This window comes from Streptomyces sp. NPDC002324, assembly GCF_053593335.1.
This window is the reverse complement of record NZ_JBSFCF010000001.1, coordinates 244,286-265,028: the sequence shown is the minus strand read 5'-3', so window position 1 is coordinate 265,028 and position 20,743 is coordinate 244,286. Positions and strand designations below refer to the sequence as shown.

The window sequence follows — 20,743 nt, the reverse complement described above, 5'->3', positions numbered from 1 at the left end:
AGGCCGCTCAGTAACAGCGGTGGGGGGACTGACCCGGCGTCAGCCCTCCAGGAAGGCCGCCAGCGCGTTCGCCAGCAGGTAGGGGTCCTTCGCGCCGCACAGTTCGCGGACGCTGTGCATCGAGAGGATGGCGACGCCGATGTCGACGGTGCGGATGCCGTGGCGGGCGGCTGTGATGGGGCCGATGGTGGTGCCGCAGGGCATGGAGTTGTTGGAGACGAACGTCTGGAACGGCACACCGGCCTTCTCGCAGGCGGCGGCGAAGACGGCGCGCCCCGAACCGTCCGTGGCGTAGCGGTTGTTGACGTTGACCTTCAGGATCGGGCCGGCGTCCGCGCGGGGGTGGTGCGTCGGGTCGTGGCGCTCCGCGTAGTTGGGGTGGACGGCGTGCCCGGTGTCGGAGGAGAGACAGACCGTGCCGGCGAAGGCCCGCGCCCGGTCCTCGTAGGAGCCGCCGCGGGCGAAGACCGAGCGCTCCAGCACCCCGCCGAGCAGCGGGCCGTCCGCGCCGGTGTCGGACTGGGAGCCGTTCTCCTCGTGGTCGAAGGCGGCGAGCACGGGGATGTACGGGAGGCCGTCGGCGGCGCCGGCGACCGAGACGAGCGCGGCCGTACCGGCGTGCACGGAGAGGAGGTTGTCCATGCGGGGACCGGCGAGCAGGTCGTTGTCGCGGCCCAGGTACGCGGGGGGCTCGACGGAGTGGGTCATCAGGTCCCAGCCGGTGACCTCGTCGGCGGGGATGCCCGCCTCCTCCTCCAGGAAGGCGATCAGGTCGCCGTCGCGGACGTCGTCGCCGAGGCCCCAGACGGGCTGGAGGTGACGCTGCTTGTCGAGCTTCAGGCCGTCGGAGGTGACGTTGCGGTCGAGGTGGATGGCCAGTTGAGGGACGCGGAGAAGGGGTCTGTCGACATTGACGAGGCGGGTGGTGCCGTCGCGCAGGGAGAGCCGGCCGGCCAGGCCGAGGTCCCGGTCGAGCCACGAGTTGAGCAGCGGGCCGCCGTAGACCTCCACGGCGATCTGGCGCCAGCCGTGCGCGCCGCTGTCGGGGCGGGGTTTGACCCGGAGGTTGGGGGAGTCGGTGTGGGCGCCGACGATGCGGAACGGGGTGTGGGCGTCGGCGCCCTCCGGCACGTACCAGGCGATGATCGCGCCGCCGCGCAGGACGTACTTCCCGCCCAGCGAGCCGTCCCACGCGTCGGTCTCCGAGACCTGCCGGAAGCCGGCCTTCTCCAGCCGCTCCGCGGCGCTCGCGACCGCGTGGTACGGGGTCGGGCTGCTCGCCAGGAAGGTCATGAGGTCGTCGGTGTGGCCGCGGTCGAAGCGTGGGGGTGTGCGCATGGGGTTCACCTTAACGACGTACGAGGGCCCGCTCCCGGGGGATGGGAGCGGGCCCTCGTGGTGGGCGTGCGAAGGAGGGGCGCCGGACGGCCGGGCAGGGTCCGTCCGGCGCCACGACCGGGGACGGCCGGGAGCCACGGGCGGGACACGCCCGCGATCGCACCCGCGAGCGCGTCCGGGGTGAGGCGGGACGCGGCAGCGGGTGGGGCCGGCCGGAGCCGCCTAGAACGCCGCCTCGTCCAGCTCCATCAGGTCCAGCTCGACACCCTCGGCGATCTTGCGGGCGAGGGTGACGCCCGGGAGGACGTCGGCCGCGAAGAACTTCGCCGCCGCGATCTTGCCGGTGTAGAAGGCCTTGTCCCTGGCGGAGGCCGTCTCCACCTTCTCGGCGGCGACGGCCGCGCCCTTGAGCAGCAGATAGCCGACGACCACGTCACCGGAGGCGAGGAGCAGGCGGGTGGTGTTGAGGCCCACCTTGTAGATGTTCTTGACGTCCTGCTCGGTGGCGGCGAGGTCGGTGAGGAGCAGGCCGACGATGGCCTCCAGCTCGACGGCGGCCTTGGCCAGGTGCTCACGGGCGCCGGACAGCTGCTCGCCGCCCTCGCCGAGCGCCAGGAACTTCTTGATCTCCTCGGCGAGGGTGTTCAGCGCGGCGCCCTGGTTGCGGACGATCTTCCGGAAGAAGAAGTCCTGGCCCTGGATCGCGGTGGTGCCCTCGTACAGGGTGTCGATCTTGGCGTCGCGGATGTACTGCTCGATCGGGTACTCCTGCAGGAAGCCGGAGCCGCCGAAGGTCTGCAGCGACTGGGCGAGCTGCTCGTAGCCCTTCTCGGAGCCGTAGCCCTTGACGATCGGCAGGAGCAGGTCGTTGAAGGCCTCCAGAGCGGAGGCGTCCTCGCCCGCCGCCTCCTTGACCTGGATCTCGTCCTGGATGGAGGCGGTGTAGAGGACGAGGGCGCGCATGCCCTCCGCGTACGCCTTCTGCGTCATCAGCGAGCGGCGGACATCGGGGTGGTGCGTGATGGTGACCTTGGGGGCGTTCTTGTCCATGAAGTTCGCCAGGTCGGTGCCCTGGACGCGCTCCTTGGCGTACTCCAGCGCGTTGAGGTAGCCCGTCGACAGGGTCGAGATCGCCTTCGTGCCGACCATCATCCGCGCGAACTCGATGATGCGGAACATCTGGCGGATGCCGTCGTGCTTGTCGCCGATCAGCCAGCCCTTGGCCGGGTGCCGGTCGCCGAAGGTCATCTCGCACGTGTTGGAGGCCTTGAGGCCCATCTTGTGCTCGACGTTCGTCGCGTAGACGCCGTTGCGCTCGCCCAGCTCGCCGGTCTCGAAGTCGAAGAGGTACTTCGGGACGAGGAAGAGGGACAGGCCCTTGGTGCCGGGGCCGTGGCCCTCGGGGCGCGCGAGGACGTAGTGGAGGATGTTCTCCTCCATGTCGTGCTCACCGGAGGTGATGAAGCGCTTCACGCCCTCGATGTGCCAGGAGCCGTCCTCCTGCTGGACCGCCTTGGTGCGTCCGGCGCCGACGTCGGAGCCCGCGTCGGGCTCGGTGAGGACCATCGTGGAGCCCCACTGCTTCTCCACGGCGACCTTGGCGATGTGCTTCTGGACCTCGTTGCCCTCCTCGAAGAGGATGCCGGCGAACGCGGGGCCCGAGGAGTACATCCAGACGGCCGGGTTGGCGCCCAGGATCAGCTCGGCGAAGGCCCAGATCAGGGAGCGGGGCGAGGTGGTGCCGCCGATCTCCTCGGGCAGGCCGAGCCGCCAGTACTCGGAGTCCATGAAGGCCTTGTAGCTCTTCTTGAAGGAGGCCGGTACCGGCGCGGTGTTCGTCTCCGGGTCGAAGACCGGCGGGTTGCGGTCGGCGTCCGTGAAGGACTCCGCCAGCTCGTTCTCCGCGAGCCGGGCCAGCTCCTCCAGGATGCTCTTCGCGGTGTCCGTGTCCATCTCCGCGAACGGACCGGTGCCGTACAGCTTGTCGCGCCCGAGCACCTCGAAGAGGTTGAACTCGATGTCGCGGAGATTCGACTTGTAGTGCCCCATGGCGACGGCTCCGTAAGAGAGATCGGCGAGGCACTGGCTCCTCGCGCTAGTTCACATACCAACAAGTAGCTTCTATGTCGATGATGCTACCCATCGGTAATAAGAAGCAACCCCGAGCCGTCCATCTGTGACTCGTTACGCTTTGCCGCATGTACGGCTACGACCAGAGCGCCGGTTCCCAGCAGCAGTACGCCCCGCCGCCGCAGCAGCAGATGCCCGGGCAGATGCCCGGCGGCCAGATGGGGGGCGGGTACGGGCAGCAGCCACCGCTGTACCCGGAGCCGTCCCCGCCCTCCCTCGCGGACGCGGTCCGCGCCTTCACCACCGGCCAGCTGGCCGCGGAGGACTTCCAGCAGGTCTTCGCGACCTCCAAGGTGTACTGCCCGCGCGGCGACAACCCCGGGTTCCTCGCGCTGCACAACACCCAGCAGCCGGTGATCCCGATGTTCACCTCGCTCAAGGAGCTGCGCCGGTACGCCGGCAAGGAGTCCAAGTACTTCGTGATCACCGGTGCGGAGGTGATCGACCTGCTGCCGACCGGGTACGGCTTCGTCCTCGACATGGAGGGGGAGCACCGGATGGTGTTCGACGCGAAGGCCGTGGAGCAGATGGTGGAGTTCGCGATGCGGCGGATGTACGGGTAGCTCCGCGAGTGGCTCCGCTGGTTGGGGCGGGTTCGGGTTCGGGGTGGTGGGTTGCGGATCGTTGCGGGGTGCGGGTGGTCTGTGGTTGCTCGCGCAGTTCCCCGCGCCCCAAGCGGGGCTGCGCCTCCTGGCGGGGCTGCGCCCGTTGAATCGTTTCTTCCGGTCCCGTGGGTCCCCTACTGTTCGCCGGTGGCCTTGATGGTCACCTCGCCGCTGGTCCTGTGGCCGGCGGCGTTCTGCTGTCCGGGCCGTGAGGGAATGAGATGCGGGCTGTGCGCTGTTAGGGCTGGCAGAAAGTTCAACAATCAACTAAAGTGAGCGCACAAGGAGGTACCGACATGCCCGCAGTGACCGTCGAGAACCCGCTGACCCTGCCCCGTGTGGCCGCACCGGCCGACGCGGTGGCCCGCCCGGTGCTCACCGTGACGACCGCGCCCAGTGGTTTCGAGGGCGAGGGTTTCCCGGTCCGCCGTGCGTTCGCAGGGATCAACTACCGCCACCTCGACCCGTTCATCATGATGGACCAGATGGGCGAGGTGGACTACGCGCCGGGAGAGCCGAAGGGCACCCCCTGGCACCCGCACCGCGGCTTCGAGACCGTCACCTACATCATCGACGGGATCTTCGACCACCAGGACAGCCAGGGCGGCGGCGGCACCATCACCAACGGCGACACCCAGTGGATGACGGCCGGCTCGGGCCTCCTCCACATCGAGGCGCCGCCGGAGTCCCTCGTCATGTCCGGCGGTCTCTTCCACGGCCTGCAGCTGTGGGTGAACCTGCCGGCCAGGGACAAGATGATGGCGCCGCGCTACCAGGACATCCGCGGCGGGCACGTGCAGCTGCTCACCACCCCCGACGGCGGCGCGCTGCTGCGGGTCATCGCCGGCGAGCTGGACGGGCACGCGGGGCCCGGCATCACTCACACCCCGATCACCATGGTCCACGCGACCCTCGCGCCCGGAGCGGAGCTCACTCTTCCGTGGCGGGAGGACTTCAACGGCCTGGCGTACGTCCTCGCGGGCAAGGGCGCGGTCGGCGCGGAGCGCCGCCCGATCCATCTGGGGCAGACCGCGGTCTTCGGCGCGGGCTCCTCGCTGACGGTCCGCGCGGACGAGAAGCAGGACGCGAACACGCCGGACCTGGAGGTCGTGCTGCTGGGCGGACAGCCGATCCGTGAGCCGATGGCGCACTACGGCCCGTTCGTCATGAACACCAAGGACGAGCTGCAGCAGGCGTTCGAGGACTTCCAGAAGGGGCGGCTGGGAACGATCCCGGCAGTGCACGGCATGTCCGAGGGCGGACTGTAGGGCTCACTACGGCCGCATGTGGACGAGTCCACCCGGAAAGGGGTGAGGCTCGTCCGCGCTCGAAGCCGCCTTCTTGGTCCGGAGCGCCCTCCTCCTTCAGCACCCTCAGGACGTCGGCGTGCGCGTCCCGGTCGTGGATGACCAGCGCCTTGCCGTGCCGCTTGGCCATCTCGATGTGGGCCCGGAAGGACCGCTCCTGGGCCGCCTTGCCCTCGGGCCCGGTACGGAAGTAGTCGAGTCCCGTCTCGCTGGCGCCCCTGAACTGCGGAAGCCCGGCCAGTCGGTCGATCTCCGCGAGCGCCTCGTCGAGGGCCGCGTCTCCGCCGGGTACGCGCGCGCCCTGCCGGGACCAGCCGTCGGGGTCGCCGTGGACGATGCGGGGGCTTCGTTCGAGTGCAGGGCGACGGTCGCGTGGACGCTCTCGTACGTGGCCGCCGTATCGGCCGCCCAGCGGGAGCCCTTGAGGTCGCAGCCGACCTGGACGACTGTCGTCACCCCGACCGACGCGGCCTTGGCGAGGCCTTCCGCGACGGTGCCGGACTGCATGTCGAGGTGGGTGTGGGAGTCGGCGACCGGTACCCGTAGGGGTTCGGGCAGCGGCGGGGCTTCGACGGCTTCGGACTTGGCAGGCATGCCCCGATCCTACGAAAGGGGCACGCCTGCCCGGTCGGTGGAGCCAGTGCCGTAGCAGGCAGTGTTTGCCCTGTAATGGCTTGGGGCGCCAGCTCGTGCTGAGTGGTGCGCTCTCCTCGGCGTCGAACTGGTGGTCCGCCCAGATGTAGCTTTCGGGAAGCAGGTCGGTGACGGGCACCATCCGGAAGGTGACGGCAACGCGCCGCCCGGTACAGCACCGGGACGGCGCGTCACATCACAACAGGGCAAACGTTGCTTGCTACGGCTCTAGAACACTACGAGTGGCGCGTTCGGTCCGGGATCGTAGTCGAATCTGAAGTTGAACCGGGCCTCACCCTTCCCGCAGTTCATGGTGGGGAGGACCTCGGTGAAGAATCCGTCGTGGGTGTCGTCTCCGAGGCACGTACCCGACTCTCCCGCCGGCTTGATCTTGAGCTGGCCGGTGTCACGCCAGTAGTCGATGTCGAATTTCTGGTCGATACCGTCGTCGCAATCCCACAATATCATTTTGTTTCCGCCGTCCGACATGCACTTGTTCGACGACTTCTGGACGATTTGGTACAGGCCGCCTCCCCTGGGTCTGAATTTCCAGGTGCTGTTCGTGCCGCGTCGTCCGGTGATTACTGCGGTACCGCTGAGTGTGTTGGCGGTGGTCAGATTGGCGTTGCGGTCGTGGGCGTTGAGCAGTTCGACGCTCGCATTCGCGGCCAGACGGCCGAACAAGACGGCGAGGTGGTCGGAGCCGAAGCCGCGGCCGACACCGCCGTAGCCGGCCATCAGACTGTTGGACACCATGTAGTCCAGTTCCCGGTTGGTTCCGCTCGGGCTGATGTGGGTGGCGCGGCCGGATGTGTATTTGTGCCAACCGGGTCGCGATATGAGATTGGCGGGCTCACGGTTCCAGTCGCCCATCGCGGCCCATGTGCGGGTTCCAGCCTGCGTGGCGATGTTCTGCAGCAACTGTCGGCCGTCGTTGCCCCCGCTCGCCAACGCGTGCACGCTGAAGAAGACCGTGTTGGGCCCCATCTGGAGGCCGAGGGCAGGCCGGGAAGTCGGAAGCCCGTTGTTACCCCAGAAGGCGGGCGGGGCGACCATCACCCTGTTTGCGGGTTGGGCGGTCACAATGGCGAGGTTCACCCGGTTGCCCCCGAAATCGGTTCTCAGCCAGTAGATGTACCAGGGCAGATTGAGGCGCCGCGGCCACGGGTCCCAGTTGTACCGTTGTACGCGCCAACCCCTCCACTGATTGTTGCCTCCGAGGTACCCGGACTCCCATGCCGGATTACCCGCGCTCGCCGGTGGCCGAGGGCCGGCCTCCTGCAGCGCGATCACGTTGTAGCCGGCGCTCATGAGTTGCATGACATCGGTCTGCCACTTACTGCCACCGGCGCCCCCGCCGCCCTGCATGTTGTAGGTCACGGGCTTATAGTCATCCACCGCCGCCGAGGCGCGCTGTGGTGTCGTGAGGGAGACGATCAGGCCCGCCAGCATGGCTACCGCGAGCGCGGGCACAAGAAATCTCACACGCGTCCGGCCGCCGCGGCGGTGTCTGTTTCCGCGGAATGCCCCGGGAAGGGGAATTCTCATCGCTTGTCCTTTCTGGCTCGCGCCGATGAGGGCGCGAGCGGTGCGTGATGGTCGGCTATCCGGCAAGTTCCTCGGAGCCGGCGGTGTCGGCGGGAGTGGGTTCGGTGACCGTTTCGATCTTGACCCGGTACGGATAGGCGGTGAGCAGCGGATCGGTGACCGACGCCGGGGCGTCGGTTGTCACTACCACCTGGTCGTACTTCGGGTCGTAGCGGACGGACACGCTGTAGGCGGTGGTGTCGCCGTCCGCCGACACCTGCCGGACGGCCGCGTCCTGGACCTCGGTGACCTTGGCGAGCGTGAACTGCTGGCTCAACCCGGCCCTGGGGGCGGGCCAGTCGGCCGGGATGTCCCCGTACTCCGAGGTCCACCCCGGCGGCTTCTTTATGTCGTAGAGGCCGCCGGTGTAGTCCGAGGGGTAGATGATCACCGGTCCGACTTCGGGGTCGTCGAACGCCCCGAGTGCGCAGTTGTAGTCGGCGAGGGCCTGCACCTGCTGCCAGTGCAGTCTCGTCGCGGCATCCTGGAAACCGGCCGCCGGCGCGGCGGCCGGCGACAGCACCTTGCCCGCGGTGCTTTGCTCCGGAGTGCATTTGGCAGGTGCCGGGTTGTCGAGGGCGTACCCCTTGATGACGAGTTTGCCCGCGTACTGGGTGGCGAGTGGATCGGTGACCGATGCCGGGGCGTCGGTCTCCGCCACCACCCGGTCGCTCATCCCGTCGTAGTAGACGTTCAGGGCGTGGGTGGCGTCACCGTCGGGCTGCACCTGTGCGGTGACCGCGTCCTGGAGGTCGGTGATCTGCTGGAGCGTGAACAGCGGGCTCTTCGCGGTGGTGGGGGTGGGCCAAGAGGTGGGAGCATGTCCGAACTCGTTGGTCCAGTCGGGCGGCGTGGTCAGGTGGTCGATGTCGCCGGTGTAGTCCGAGGGGAAAGTGAGCACCGGTCCGATGACGGGGTCGTCGAACGCCGCGAGCGCGCCGTTGTAGGAGGCCAGGGCCTGGAGCTGCTCCCACTGCTGTTCCGTCCCGGTGGCGATGGCACGCACCTCGGACGTGGACAGGGCCCGGTTGTAGACGCGGAAGTCCCGCATCCGGCCCTTGAAGTACAGGTCGTTGGAGTACAGCGACCGGCCGAGGTAGTTCGCGGTGGTCGTCCCGCCGCCGATCGCACCCGGGGCGATCGTCACGTTGGTCTTGCGTGCCTTCTCCACGCCGTTCTCGTACAGGATGCCGGTGTTGCCGGTCTGGGTGTACGTGACGTGCTTCCACATGCCGCGTGCCAGCTGGTAGGGGGCGCCCGACGGCTGGATGTCCTGCTTGGCGGTGTAGTCGGTCATCGAGACGGAGGTCCGGAAGGTGTTCCCGGTGGTGAACAGGTAGCCGTTGCCGTTGGAGCCGCTGGTGTTGCCGAGCCCGTAGAAGAAGTAGGGCTTGCCCATGTCCGGGTCGATCCACACGTCGAAGGCGACGCTGATCGAGTTGAGCCCGGCCATGATGTTGTTCGGCGCCTTGACGTAGGTGTTGGAGCCGTTGAAGGCCATCCCGTCGCCGTCCCAGTCGACGGTGCCGTTGACCGTGCCGTCACGGCCCTGGCCCGAGGAGTCGTGCGCGACCGTGCCGGACGTCTCGTCCAGCTTGTAGCGCAGCAGCAGGCCGTCGGTGATCTCGGCCTGTGCTGGAGAGGCGGTGGTCAGCACACCGGCGACCAGCGCGAGGGACACGGCGACCAGAGCGGCGGACATCCGCCGGCGCAGCGAGCCGCCGGCGCGGAGCCCGCCGAAGGCGGTCGGAGCGGCTGGGCCGTCACTCGGCGCGGCCACGGTGCGGGCAGGGGCGGGCACGCCCCCGGCCACGTTCTTTCTTCGCATGCTTTTCCTTTCGAAGCGGTACGAGGGCTTTCCGGCGCGACGGCTGAGCGGGCGCCGGGCGACCATCCCCAAGGAGCGCGGCGAGGCAGCCCGAGGGCGCCCGGCGAGGCATTCCGAGGGAGGGCTCTGCGGTGCGGTGCCGGGCGTTCCCGGTGGAGGGCGCCCAGGTGGGCCAGGAACGGGTTTGTTCGGGGACAGCGACCGCCGCCGAGGTCCGGGACTCAACAGCTGTCGGGATGCGGATTCCGTGACAGGGCCCGGCTCCCCGGGCCCTGTTGTCCTGGCGCCACGGGACACTGACGCGGACCAGTCCGTCCCAGTGGGCCCGGTCCGCCTCGATGTGGCGTCATGCAGCTCATGCTCGGGGTGGGGCCCACCCCCGGACCATAGGTGTTTTTACGGAGTTCTTATGCGGGCTTTACGACGGTGCTTGGTTCGCCGCCCACCAGCCCGCGATCTGGGCACGGGAGCCGAAGCCGAGCTTGGCCCGGATGTTCTCGACGTGGCTGTCGACCGTGCGCGGGGAGAGGACGAGGGCGGCGGCGATCTGCCGGTTGCTCATGCCCTTGGCCACCAGCGCGGCCACCTCGCGCTCCCGGCGGGTCAGCGGGCTGGGGGCGGTGGCCGGGGCAGTCGGTTCGGGGCCGGTGTCAAGAGCGTGGTCGATGGCCCGGCCGGGGCTGTCGTGGCCGCCGCCGCGCGCGAGTGCCCTCTCGTACGCCGCCGGGCCCAGTGCTCGTCCGATCGACTCCGCGCACCGCGCGTGGTGCGCGGCCATCTGCGGGCCGAACGCGGAGATGCTGGTGCCGATGTCCTGCCACAGTCCGCGCGCGGTACCCAGTAGCAGTCCCGCCCGCTCGTACTCGCCGAGCGAGGCGGTGACCCAGGCGAGCGTCTCCAGCATCAGCGCGGCGCTGAGTGGTTCGTTGAAGCCCCGCTCGATCTCCAGCCCGGCCCGGATCGGCGCCAGGCTCTCCCCCGGGTCACCGCGCTCCAGGGCGTCATAGCCCAGCGTCCACAGCGCGTGCGCGCGACCCCACCGCTCACCGTGGGCCTCCGCCAGAGCGACCACCTGGCTGCCGGCCTCCGCCGCACGCGGGTCCCGGAGGCTGACCCGAGCGGCGGCCAGCTGGAACAGCGGGAATACCGCCGAGGCTTCCCCCTCGGCCGCCATGTGGGCGGCGACCGCGTCCTCGAAGAGGGACACGGCCTCCTCCAGCCGCCCCTGGAAGATCGCCAACGAGCCGCGGAAGTTCATGACGTCCGCGCTCACCACCGGGTCGTCCTGCTGCTCGCAAAGCTCACCGGCCTCCGCGAGCCACTGGCCGGCCGCCGTGTGATCGCCCTGGAGCAGTGCCACCCAGGCCGCGGCGCACAGCGCCCGGGCGCGGACGGGGGTGGGTTCGGGCGCGGCGGCGAGCGCCCGGTCGAGCTGCCGCCGTCCTTCGCCGAGGAATCCGCCGGCGCACCAGTGGAAGCGCAGTGCCGCGGCCAGCGCGAGGGTGGCCTGCGGGTCGTCGTCGTAGCGGAGTGCCGTCAGCAGGTTGGGGTGTTCGGCGCGCAGGCGGGCCAGAGCCTCCTCCTGGCCGGGGCCGTACCAGTTGTCGTCGATCCGCTCGGAGAGGGCGAGGTGGAAGTCGCGGTGCCGCCGCAGCAGGCGCTCCTCCTCGCCGGACTCGGCCAACCGCTCCCGGCCGTACTGGCGGATGGTTTCCAGCAGTCGGTAGCGCGGCAGGTCCTCGGCTTTCGTGGGCAGGACGACGGACTGGGCGACCAGCCGGTCGAGGAGGTCCAGCACCTCCTGCGCGGGGATGCCCTCTCCGGCGCAGACGTCCTCGGCCGCGTCCAGGGCGAAGCCGCCGGCGAAGACCGACAGCCGGTTCCACAGCAGCCGCTCGGCCGGGGAGCACAGCTCGTAACTCCAGTCGATCAGCGCGCGCAGCGTGCGCTGCCGGGGTCGTGCGGTCCGGCTGCCGCCGGAGAGCAGCGCGAAACGGTCCTCCAGCCGGTCCACCGCCTGTTCGACGGTGAGCGTACGCAGCCGGGAGGCGGCCAGCTCGATGGCCAGCGGCAGCCCGTCGAGGCCGTCGCACAGCCGGGTGACCGCGTCCCAGTTCGCGTCGGTGATCCGGAACTCCGGCCGGACGGCGGTGGCGCGGTCCCGCAGGAGTTCGACCGCCTCGTCCGGCACCGACAGGGGCGGCACGGTGAACACGTGCTCGCCGGTGATGTCGAGTGTCTGGCGGCTCGTCGCCAGTACGTGCAACTCGGGGCCGGCCGCCAGCAGCGTGCCGGCGAGCTCGGCGCAGGCGTCGATGAGGTGCTCGCAGTTGTCCAGCACGATCAGTGCCCGGCGCCCGGCCAGACGCCTGGCGATCTGGTCGAGGGCGGGCTGGGCGCCCAGGTCCGCGATCCCCACCGCGGTCGCGGCCGCGCTCGCCACCATCGACGGGTCCCGCACCGGTGCCAGGTCGACCAGCCACGCTCCGTCGGGGAAGGCCCTCCTGGACGCGGCGGCCGCTTCGAGCGCCAGCCGCGTCTTGCCCACGCCGCCCACCCCGGTGAGCGTCAGCAGCCGCGCCGAACCGAGGACGCGGCGGACCTCGCCGAGGTCGCGCCGCCTTCCCACGAAGCTGGTGAAGGCCGTGGGCAGGTTCCCCGCTTCCGAGATCGTGTCGGTCACGTCTCCCTCACCTTTCACCCTGCCGGTATCGTGCTCAACGCTGAGGAAACCCGCTGGTCGGCGACCCCGCACGCGGCATCCGCCGACTGCCGTGGCCACCATCGCGGCGAGCCGCTCTTCGCGCTCCAAACCCGCCCAAAGGTGGGTGAAACAGGCATCCGTGCTCAGCGTAGCGACGCCCTGTGTCACCTGGCGCGGTCTATGACGGTCACACCGTGCTCACCATCTGGGTCTCCGCCGCGCCCCGCAACTGAGACGCACCCCCTACGGCCCCGCACCCGCACCGCGGTTTCGAGACCGTCACCTACATCATCGACGGGATCTTCGACCACCAGGACAGCCAGGGCGGTGGCGGCACCATCACCAACGGTGACACCCAGTAATTGACGGCCGGCTCGGGCCTCCTCCACATCGAGGCGCCGCCGGAGTCCCTCGTCATGTCCGGCGGTCTCTTCCACGGCATCCAGCTGTGGGTGAACCTGCCGGCCAGGGACAAGATGATGGCCCCGAGGTACCAGGACATCCGCGGCGGCCAGGTCCAGCTGCTCACCACCCCCGACGGCGGCGCGCTCCTGCGCGTCATCGCCGGTGAGCTGGACGGTCACGAGGGGCCGGGCATCACCCACACCCCGATCACGCTGCTCCACGCGACGGTCGCGCCGGGCGCGGAGATCACCCTGCCGTGGCGTGAGGACTTCAACGCTCTCGCGTACGTCCTCGCCGGGCGCGGCAGCGTGGGTGCGGACCGGCGCCCGATCCACCTCGGCCAGACGGCCGTCTTCGGCGCGGGCTCCTCGATCACCTTCCGCGCGGACGAGCAGCAGGACTCCAGCGCTCCCGACCTGGAGATCGTCCTCCTCGGCGGACAGCCGATCCGGGAGCCCATGGCCCACTACGGCCCGTTCGTCATGAACACCCGCGACGAGCTGCAGCAGGCGGTCGAGGACTTCCAAAAGGGGCGGCTGGGCACGATCCCGGCGGTTCACGGGATGACCCCCGAGGGGCTGTAGGCCCGCGCGGTCCGTTCGCCGGATGTTCGGTGCGCCTGTCGTCCCCGGGTGCGTCGAGGTGTTCGGCGGCGGTGGGTGGGTAAAACCCGGTACTGTACGACAAGGCCCGAAGCCGCAACTTCGTTTTGCGGCTTCGGGCCTGTCTGTTGCCGGGATGCTGCCGGGTCCGTGTCAGGGCCGCGCGTTTCTACGGCAGGACGTAGACCGGTGCGCCGGTCGGAGTGCAACCCGTCTGCCGGACGCATCCCCGCTTGACGAGCATCCTGAGGCTGTCGTTGACGCGCTCCTGGGACAGCCCCGTACGGGTGGAGATCTCCTCCATGCGGTAGCGGGCCTCGCCGCGCACCAGCGCCGGGGCGAGGTAGGCCGCGACCGCGTGGACGTCCTCGGTGACCACGAGGTTCTTCGCCTTCCACGTGGCGACGAGGTCCTGGGCGGTCAACTCCGGCTCCGGGGCGGTGTGGTCGTAGCGGTGCCTGAGGGTCGCGGCGATGTCCTGTAGGGCGTCGGCCATGATGCTCTGGCTGCGGTCGATCCGGTGCAACAGGTCGTTCCGCTCCTCCTGGAACGCCGTCAGCATCTCGTCCGCCCGGATGTTGCGCTCTTCGAGCCGGACGAGCGCGTCCACGACCGGCTGGGGCATGGCGTAGGCGGTACCACCGGTGGGGGCGGGTTGTACGGGGGCCGGGGCGAGGGCGTAGGAGCCGTCGCGCTGGATGGTGGCGATGACTTCGCAGACCCAGGCCTTGAAGGGTTGCGACTCCGGCTTCGTGCACCCGTTGACAAGTTGGACGAGGCCTTGCAGGTTCACCATCTTCATGGTCCTGCGCAGCCTGTGACCTGCCATGTTGCGCCTTGCGTCGCTCTGGTCGACGCTTCGCGCAATATCGCCGAGGGTAGTCACATGCTGTCGCGAGACCATGTTGTGCACGGCGTCTCGGGTGTTGGCGTAGCCGAGGTTTCCCGCCACGTCCACCGCCGGGAACCAGTACGTCCCGTCCGGCAGTGTGAGTCTGCGGACTCGCGCTCCGGTCGCCGCGAACACGAAGTCGTTGATGTCGATCGCGTCCTGGTGTGCCGTCGGTTCCGCCTGCGGCGTGTTCGTGTTTTTCTGCTCGTCCATCGAGCATCACCTCCGCCTCGGAAGCTAGGCAGGCGGGGGTACGACCCGTGTCCGTAGCAAGGATGTTCACCCGATAGGGGGCAGAGGCATCGATTCTGCTGTGAAGGCGGCGTGGGGTACGGCTTCGCCTTCTCGCCGCCTCCGTGGCTAGTTGACCGGTCCTCCGTTCGAGCCGTCCGGTGGTGCCGCTTCGTTCAGCTCGAACCAGATGCTCTTGCCGTCGCCGCGAGGGTCCACGCCCCAGGCGTCCGCGAGCACGTCCATGAGGACGAGGCCGCGGCCGGAGGAGGCGAGTTCGCCGGGGTGGCGCTTGTGGGGGAGGTCGTCGCTGGCGTCGGTGACCTCGATACGCATCCGGCGCTTGCCGCCGTCGCCGGTCATCTCGGCGACGAGGAGCGCGTCGGCGTCCGTGTGGACGAGGACGTTGGTGAGCGTCTCGGAGACGAGGAGGACCGCGGAGTCGACCTGGTCGCGGCAGTTCCAGTCGTGGAGCAGTTCGCGCACCTGTTGGCGGGCGCCGGCGATACGTTCGGGCTCCGCCTGGGCGACGGTGAGGGCGGTGCGCCGTACGGCGGTGCCGGCGCCCCGGTCGCGTACCTCGCTCTCCCGGCACAGCAGCAGCATCGCTATGTCGTCCTCCCGCCGGTCGGCGAGCGGGCCGGGCGTGTGATGCGAGGAGGGCCCGTGCACTCCCTGCACGAGCGCGTCGGCCAGCGCCTCCAGCCGCCCCGGCGCCAGGCCGGCCGGCTGTGGACGGGGGAGGGCGGTCGCGGTCGCGTCGGGGCGGGTGGGTGTGGGGGTGGGCGCGGGCCGCGAGCCGCCGGTGGCGCCTGACCGGCCGGGGAGCGCCGGTTCGCCGCCGGTCGGCCGGTCGGCTGCCGGTGGGTGGGCCTTCGATCCGTCGGCGGTCAGCGCGCCGACCCCTGACCCGGCGCCTTCCGGCCCGCTGGCCTTCGGCCTGTCGGCGGTCGGCCGGTGGGTCTTGGATCCGTCGGCAGCCGGTGCGTCAGCGTGTGACCCGGAGCCTGCCAGCCCGTCGGCCTTCGGCCTGTCGGCAGTCAGCGCGCCGGCCTCGGCCGTCGGGCCCTGCGGCCCACTCGCGTTCGGCCTGTCGGCGGTCGGCCGGTCGGCCTTCGACTCGTCGACGGTGAGTGCGGCGGCCTCCGCCCCGGAACCCTTCGCCCCGGAACCCTTCGCCCCGGAACCCTTCGCCCCGGAACCCTCCGCCCTGGAACCCTCCGCCCTGGAACCCTCCGCCCCGGAACCGACCAACCCGTCGGTCTTCGGCTCGTCGGGAGTCGGTGCGTGGGCCTCCGAGCCGGCACCCTCCGAACCACCGACGGTTAACTCCCTGGCTCTCAAGCCCCCGGCCCCCGGCCGCCCCTCCCCCGAAGCCCCCGCACTCTCGTCCTCGTCCCCGGGGTACACCGTGTCGAAGGATTCCAGGATCGTGCGGATGCGGCGCCAGCCCGTGTCGAGGTCGTGGCCGCCTGTTTCGATGAGGCCGTCGGTGCAGAGGAGCATCGTCTCGCCGGGTTCGAGGACGAGGCGGGTCGTGGGGTAGTCGGCGTCGGGGTCGATGCCCAGGGGGAGGCCGCCCGGGGTCGGGCGGACCAGGACCGTGCCGTCGGCCATGCGGACCACCGGGTCGGGGTGCCCGGCGCGGGCGATGTCGAGCACGCCGGAGACCGGGTCGACCTCGACGTAGAGGCAGGTCGCGAAGCGCAGGTCGGCGAAGTGGGCGGCGGAGTCGTTGGTGACGCCGTACAGGAAGCGGGAGGCGCGGGAGAGGACGGCGTCCGGGGGGTGCCCCTCGGAGGCGTAGGCGCGCAGGGCGATGCGGAGCTGGCCCATGAGCCCGGCGGCGCGCACGTCGTGGCCCTGGACGTCGCCGATGACCAGGGCGAAGCGGCCGTTCGGCAGGGCGATCATGTCGTACCAGTCGCCGCCGACCTGGAGTCCGCCGCCGGTGGGGACGTACCGCGCGGCGACGCTCATCCCGGGTATCTCCGGGCCCAGCGTGGGGAGCATCGTGCGCTGGAGGCCGTCGGTCAGCTCGCGTTCGGTCTCGGCGGCGCCGGCGCGGGAGAGCGCCTGGGCGAGCATGCGGGCGACGGTGGTCAGCACCGAGCGCTCATCGGGGGTGAAGGTGACGGGGTGGGTGAAGCCCGCCATCCACGCGCCCATCGTGCGCCCGGCGACGGTCAGCGGCAGGAACGCCCACGACTGCCGGGCGAACTGTTCGGCGAGCGGCCAGGCCGTGGGGTAGCGCGCCTTGTAGTCCTCGGGGGAGGAGAGGTAGACGGCGCGGCCGGTGCGGACCACCTCGGCCGCCGGGTAGTCCGTCTCCAGCGGCATATGGGTGAAGGGGCCCTCGTCGCCCTGGCTGTGCCCGTGGTGCCCGATGACGGTGAGGCGGTCGGCCTCCACCCCGAACACGGCGAGCCCGTCCGGGGAGAAGCCCGGCATCGCCAGGCCCGCGGCGACCCGCAACACCTCCTCCGTGGACCGTGCCTCGGCCAGCGCCCGGCCCGCGTCCAGCAGGAACGCCTCGCGCGAGCGCCGCCAGTCGCCGGTGACGGACGGGGCGCGGGCGGCGGTCGCGGGCGAGGGCTCGGTGACCTCCTGGAGGGTGCCGATCAGCTCGAAGGACTTGCGCACCGGGTCGAAGGTCGGCTTGGAACGGCTGCGGACCGTGCGGACCACCCGGCCGCGTTCGTCCATGATCCTTATTCGCACCTCGGCGAGGGTGTCCTCGGCGACGGCGAGCTGCACGACCGACACGATCTCGTTCCAGTCGACGGGGTGCAGACGTGCTCGCGCCCCGGCCTGGGTGAGGGTCGTCGGCTCCGCGGGCAGCCCCAGAAGACGGGCGGCCTCGGCGTCCACCGTGACGGTTTCGGCAGCGCTGTCCCAGGTCCACAGTCCCGTCGCGAGGGCGGACAGGACGTCCCCCACAGTGGGCGGGGGCTCACCAGTGCGCATTGACCCACTCTAAGAACAGCTGATCGGACCGTGCCACCGGCGCTGCGCCGGGCTCCGATCGGGACCGGGGGCACGGCAAGCGACCACGACCGGCGGTGACGGAGGTGACGGCAATCGACGCTAGCGACAGTAACCGCTTACGGTCCTGCCCATGGCTATGACCGTGCGTATCCGGTCAGCGGGGCGGCCGTCGCGGAGACAGGAAGCCTGCTCCACGATGCCCGCCGCTCACAAATGGTGGGGAGGTGATCTCGGGGTGCCCGGTACCCTTGGGTTTGTTTCACGTGAAACATCGGCCGTGAGACACCGGCCGTGAGGCACCACCCAGATCCCCGATCAGCGAAGGCTGGATGAACGACGATGCATCGGTACAGGTCCCACACCTGCGGCGAGCTCCGCGCCTCTGACGTCGGCACCGACGTCCGGCTGAGCGGCTGGCTGCACAATCGGCGCGACCTGGGCGGCATCCTCTTCATCGATCTCCGCGATCACTACGGCATCACGCAGCTGGTGGCCCGTCCGGGCACTCCGGCGTACGAGGCGCTGGACAAGATCTCCAAGGAGTCGACCGTCCGCGTCGACGGCAAGGTCGTCTCGCGAGGCACCGAGAACGTCAACCCGGACCTGCCCACCGGTGAGATCGAGGTCGAGGTCGGGGAGGTCGAGCTGCTCGGCGCTGCCGCCCCGCTCCCCTTCACGATCAACGCCGAGGACGGGGTCAACGAGGAGCGGCGCCTGGAGTACCGCTTCCTCGACCTGCGCCGCGAGCGCATGCACCGCAACATCATGCTGCGTACGGCCGTGATCAGCGCCATCCGTCACAAGATGACGGCCCTCGGCTTCAACGAGATGGCGACCCCGATCCTGTCCGCCACCTCCCCCGAGGGCGCCCGCGACTTCGTCGTGCCGTCGCGCCTCAACCCGGGCAAGTTCTACGCGCTCCCCCAGGCCCCGCAGCAGTTCAAGCAGCTGCTGATGATCTCGGGCTTCGACCGGTACTTCCAGATCGCGCCCTGCTTCCGTGACGAGGACGCGCGCGCGGACCGTTCGCCGGGCGAGTTCTACCAGCTCGACGTGGAGATGTCCTTCGTCGAGCAGGAGGACGTGTTCCAGCCCATCGAGAAGCTCATGACCGAGCTGTTCGAGGAGTTCGGCAAGGGCCGGCACGTCACCTCGCCCTTCCCGCGCATCCCGTTCCGCGAGGCGATGCTGAAGTACGGCTCCGACAAGCCGGACCTGCGGGCCCAGCTGGAGCTGGTGGACATCACCGACGTCTTCGAGGGCTCGGAGTTCAAGGCGTTCGCCGGCAAGCACGTGCGCGCGCTCGCGGTGCCGGACGTCTCGGCCCAGCCGCGCAAGTTCTTCGACCAGCTCGGCGAGTACGCGATCGAGCAGGGCGCGAAGGGTCTGGCCTGGGTGCGCGTGGCCGAGGACGGTTCGCTGTCCGGCCCGATCGCCAAGTTCCTCACCGAGGAGAACGTCGCCGAGCTGACGAAGCGGCTCTCCCTGGCCGCCGGTCACGCCGTGTTCTTCGGCGCGGGCGAGTTCGAGGAAGTCTCGAAGATCATGGGCGCGGTGCGGGTCGAGGCCGCCAAGCGCGCCGGGCACTTCGAGGAGGGCGTCTTCCGGTTCTGCTGGATCGTCGACTTCCCGATGTACGAGAAGGACGAGGAGACCGGGAAGATCGACTTCTCGCACAACCCCTTCTCCATGCCGCAGGGAGGCCTGGAGGCCCTGGAGACCCAGGACCCGCTGGACATCCTCGGCTGGCAGTACGACATCGTCTGCAACGGCGTCGAGCTGTCCTCCGGCGCGATCCGGAACCACGAGCCCGAGATCATGCTCAAGGCCTTCGAGATCGCGGGCTACGACCGTGACACCGTCGAGGAGCAGTTCGCGGGCATGCTGCGCGCGTTCCGCTTCGGCGCGCCGCCGCACGGTGGCATCGCGCCGGGCGTCGACCGCATCGTCATGCTCCTCGCGGACGAGCCCAACATCCGCGAGACCATCGCCTTCCCGCTCAACGGCAACGCCCAGGACCTGATGATGGGCGCGCCGACGGAGCTGGAGGAGGCGCGGCTGCGCGAGCTGCACCTGTCGGTGCGCAAGCCCCAGCCGAAGTAAGGCAAGCCTTTTCGCCGGCCTTTCCGTGAAGGGGCCTGAAATCGTTCGCCGATTTCAGGCCCCTTTCGCATGCGCGACGCGGGAAGAAGGAGCCTTTCCCGGCGCGTGGGTGTGCGTCAGTTGTCGCGCGGACAGCGGGTGTCGTCCGTCGGCTCCTGGTGGCAGCCGCCCGGGGCGGGGCCGGAGAAGTGCCCGCTCGGGAGTGTGCCGCTCGGGGCCGAAGACAAGCCTCACCGGGACCTCCGCCGAAAAGGGAGCCGGAAACAGACGGCCGTTTCGGGCCTCTTTCCTTTTGTGGGGAATCCGCGCGGGAATGCGAGGCAAAAGCACAGTCCTTTCTCATGGCGTTGACAGGCGGCCTCCCTAATTTCCTGGCCATGACGGGAAACCAGACCGGAGACGAGAAGGCCCACGGGCCGAAGCACAAGCGGGATCTGACGCGCCGCAAGGTCGTCGTGGCGGGGGCGGGCGCCGTGGCCGCCGTGGGTGTGGGCGGGGCGGTCGTCGCCACCGCGAGCGCGGGCACGAACGGCGGCAAGGCAAGCGGAAGCGGTAAGCCCCTCGCCGCCGCGAGCGCGAGCGCCGGCGAGGACTGCTACAAGCTGACCTCGGAGACCACCGAAGGCCCGTACTACATCGACGCGGACAAGCTCCGCCAGGACATCACGGAGGACAAGGAGGGCATCCCCCTCACTCTCCGCCTCAAGGTGATCGACGCCGAGACCTGCAAGCCGCTCCGCAACGCGGCCGTCGACATCTGGCACTGCGACGCGCTCGGTCTCTACTCGGGCTACGAGAGCTTCTCCGAGGGCGGCGGCGGCACTCCGCCCACCGACGCCCCCTCGGGCACCCCCACCAACGTGCCGACCGGTGAGCCGCCGGCCGGTGGCGGCGGTGGCGGGGGCGTCCACGAGGAGCCCACCAGCGACACCCGCTATCTGCGCGGCACCTGGAAGACCGACAAGCAGGGCCTCGTCACCTTCGAGACGATCTTCCCGGGCTGGTACCGGGGCCGCTGTGTGCACATCCACACGAAGGTGCACGTCGACGGCGAGTGGACGGACGCCGGTTACGAGGGCGGCACCACCTGCCACACCGGCCAGTTCTTCTTCGACGAGGAGGCCGTGCTCGACTCCGCCGAGGTCGAGCCGTACTCGACCTCCACGACCGAGCGCACGACCCTCGACGACGACACGATCTACGACGGCAGCGGCGTCCAGGGCGGTCTGCTCAAGCTGAAGTACAGGAAGAAGAACGACATCGCCCGCGGGGTCGTCGGCTCCATCACGGTCGGTGTCGACCCGGAGGCCACGCACACCGGCACGGGCGACTCCGTCCAGCCGGGCGCCTCGGCCACCGCGTCGGAGTCCGCCTCGGCGGGCTGACCCCG

The 20,743-nt window shown here is 70.0% G+C and carries 11 protein-coding genes and 2 pseudogenes; 5 read left to right on the top strand and 8 right to left on the bottom strand.

Features of this window, described 5'->3' with window-relative positions; translation table 11 throughout:
* Positions 1-39: 39 nt before the first annotated feature.
* Positions 40-1,338: a M18 family aminopeptidase gene (locus ACWCRJ_RS01120; protein WP_450937284.1), complete on the bottom strand. Its 1,299-nt coding sequence runs from the start codon at positions 1,336-1,338 to the stop codon at positions 40-42.
* 222 nt (positions 1,339-1,560) lie between these two features.
* Positions 1,561-3,387, bottom strand: a complete 1,827-nt coding sequence (locus ACWCRJ_RS01115) for an acyl-CoA dehydrogenase (RefSeq protein ID WP_450937283.1) — start codon at positions 3,385-3,387, stop codon at positions 1,561-1,563.
* 149 nt (positions 3,388-3,536) lie between these two features.
* Between ACWCRJ_RS01115 and ACWCRJ_RS01110 the strand changes: the two genes are divergently transcribed.
* Both ACWCRJ_RS01110 and ACWCRJ_RS01105 read left to right on the top strand, forming a co-directional pair.
* A complete protein-coding gene (locus ACWCRJ_RS01110) occupies positions 3,537-4,031 on the top strand; it encodes an SseB family protein (protein WP_013002174.1) in 495 nt (164 codons plus the stop codon).
* Positions 4,032-4,369: 338 nt separating this feature from the next.
* Complete coding sequence (locus ACWCRJ_RS01105) at positions 4,370-5,341, top strand: pirin family protein (RefSeq protein WP_450937282.1); 972 nt, start codon at positions 4,370-4,372, stop codon at positions 5,339-5,341.
* A gap of 73 nt (positions 5,342-5,414) precedes the next feature.
* Here ACWCRJ_RS01105 and ACWCRJ_RS01100 read toward each other — a convergent pair.
* From ACWCRJ_RS01100 to ACWCRJ_RS01085, 4 genes and pseudogenes are all read right to left on the bottom strand, one after another.
* Positions 5,415-5,974 (bottom strand): annotated as a pseudogene (locus tag ACWCRJ_RS01100) (TatD family hydrolase); the annotation flags it as partial.
* A 267-nt stretch (positions 5,975-6,241) separates the two neighbouring features.
* On the bottom strand, positions 6,242-7,486 hold the full coding sequence (locus tag ACWCRJ_RS01095; protein ID WP_450937281.1) for a hypothetical protein: 1,245 nt from the start codon (positions 7,484-7,486) through the stop codon (positions 6,242-6,244).
* A gap of 130 nt (positions 7,487-7,616) precedes the next feature.
* Complete coding sequence (locus ACWCRJ_RS01090; protein WP_450937280.1) at positions 7,617-9,428, bottom strand: LamG domain-containing protein; 1,812 nt, start codon at positions 9,426-9,428, stop codon at positions 7,617-7,619.
* A 418-nt stretch (positions 9,429-9,846) separates the two neighbouring features.
* On the bottom strand, positions 9,847-12,111 hold the full coding sequence (locus tag ACWCRJ_RS01085; RefSeq protein WP_450937279.1) for an ATP-binding protein: 2,265 nt from the start codon (positions 12,109-12,111) through the stop codon (positions 9,847-9,849).
* Positions 12,112-12,386: 275 nt separating this feature from the next.
* Here ACWCRJ_RS01085 and ACWCRJ_RS01080 point away from each other — a divergent pair.
* Positions 12,387-13,121 (top strand): annotated as a pseudogene (locus ACWCRJ_RS01080) (pirin family protein); the annotation flags it as partial.
* Positions 13,122-13,308: 187 nt separating this feature from the next.
* Here ACWCRJ_RS01080 and ACWCRJ_RS01075 read toward each other — a convergent pair.
* Positions 13,309-14,244, bottom strand: coding sequence for a BRO-N domain-containing protein (locus ACWCRJ_RS01075; protein WP_450937278.1), 936 nt, complete (start codon positions 14,242-14,244; stop codon positions 13,309-13,311).
* A gap of 147 nt (positions 14,245-14,391) precedes the next feature.
* On the bottom strand, positions 14,392-17,229 hold the full coding sequence (locus tag ACWCRJ_RS01070; RefSeq protein ID WP_450937277.1) for a SpoIIE family protein phosphatase: 2,838 nt from the start codon (positions 17,227-17,229) through the stop codon (positions 14,392-14,394).
* A gap of 360 nt (positions 17,230-17,589) precedes the next feature.
* Here ACWCRJ_RS01070 and aspS point away from each other — a divergent pair, with 360 nt between their 5' ends.
* Both aspS and ACWCRJ_RS01060 read left to right on the top strand, forming a co-directional pair.
* Positions 17,590-19,353 (top strand): aspartate--tRNA ligase, encoded by a 1,764-nt coding sequence (aspS, locus tag ACWCRJ_RS01065; RefSeq protein WP_450937276.1) that lies wholly within the window; start codon positions 17,590-17,592, stop codon positions 19,351-19,353.
* Between the two features lie 377 nt (positions 19,354-19,730).
* Positions 19,731-20,738 (top strand): intradiol ring-cleavage dioxygenase, encoded by a 1,008-nt coding sequence (locus ACWCRJ_RS01060; RefSeq protein WP_450937585.1) that lies wholly within the window; start codon positions 19,731-19,733, stop codon positions 20,736-20,738.
* Positions 20,739-20,743 lie beyond the last annotated feature (5 nt).

Bases quoted from the DNA above. Each gene is read 5' to 3' on its own strand.
- ACWCRJ_RS01120 (WP_450937284.1), bottom strand. From the start codon at position 1,338: ATGCGCACACCCCCACGCTTCGACCGCGGCCACACCGACGACCTCATG.
- ACWCRJ_RS01115 (WP_450937283.1), bottom strand. From the start codon at position 3,387: ATGGGGCACTACAAGTCGAATCTCCGCGACATCGAGTTCAACCTCTTC.
- aspS (WP_450937276.1), top strand. From the start codon at position 17,590: ATGCATCGGTACAGGTCCCACACCTGCGGCGAGCTCCGCGCCTCTGAC.
- ACWCRJ_RS01110 (WP_013002174.1), top strand. From the start codon at position 3,537: ATGTACGGCTACGACCAGAGCGCCGGTTCCCAGCAGCAGTACGCCCCG.
- ACWCRJ_RS01070 (WP_450937277.1), bottom strand. From the start codon at position 17,229: ATGCGCACTGGTGAGCCCCCGCCCACTGTGGGGGACGTCCTGTCCGCC.
- ACWCRJ_RS01075 (WP_450937278.1), bottom strand. From the start codon at position 14,244: ATGGACGAGCAGAAAAACACGAACACGCCGCAGGCGGAACCGACGGCA.
- ACWCRJ_RS01060 (WP_450937585.1), top strand. From the start codon at position 19,731: ATGACGGGAAACCAGACCGGAGACGAGAAGGCCCACGGGCCGAAGCAC.
- ACWCRJ_RS01090 (WP_450937280.1), bottom strand. From the start codon at position 9,428: ATGCGAAGAAAGAACGTGGCCGGGGGCGTGCCCGCCCCTGCCCGCACC.
- ACWCRJ_RS01105 (WP_450937282.1), top strand. From the start codon at position 4,370: ATGCCCGCAGTGACCGTCGAGAACCCGCTGACCCTGCCCCGTGTGGCC.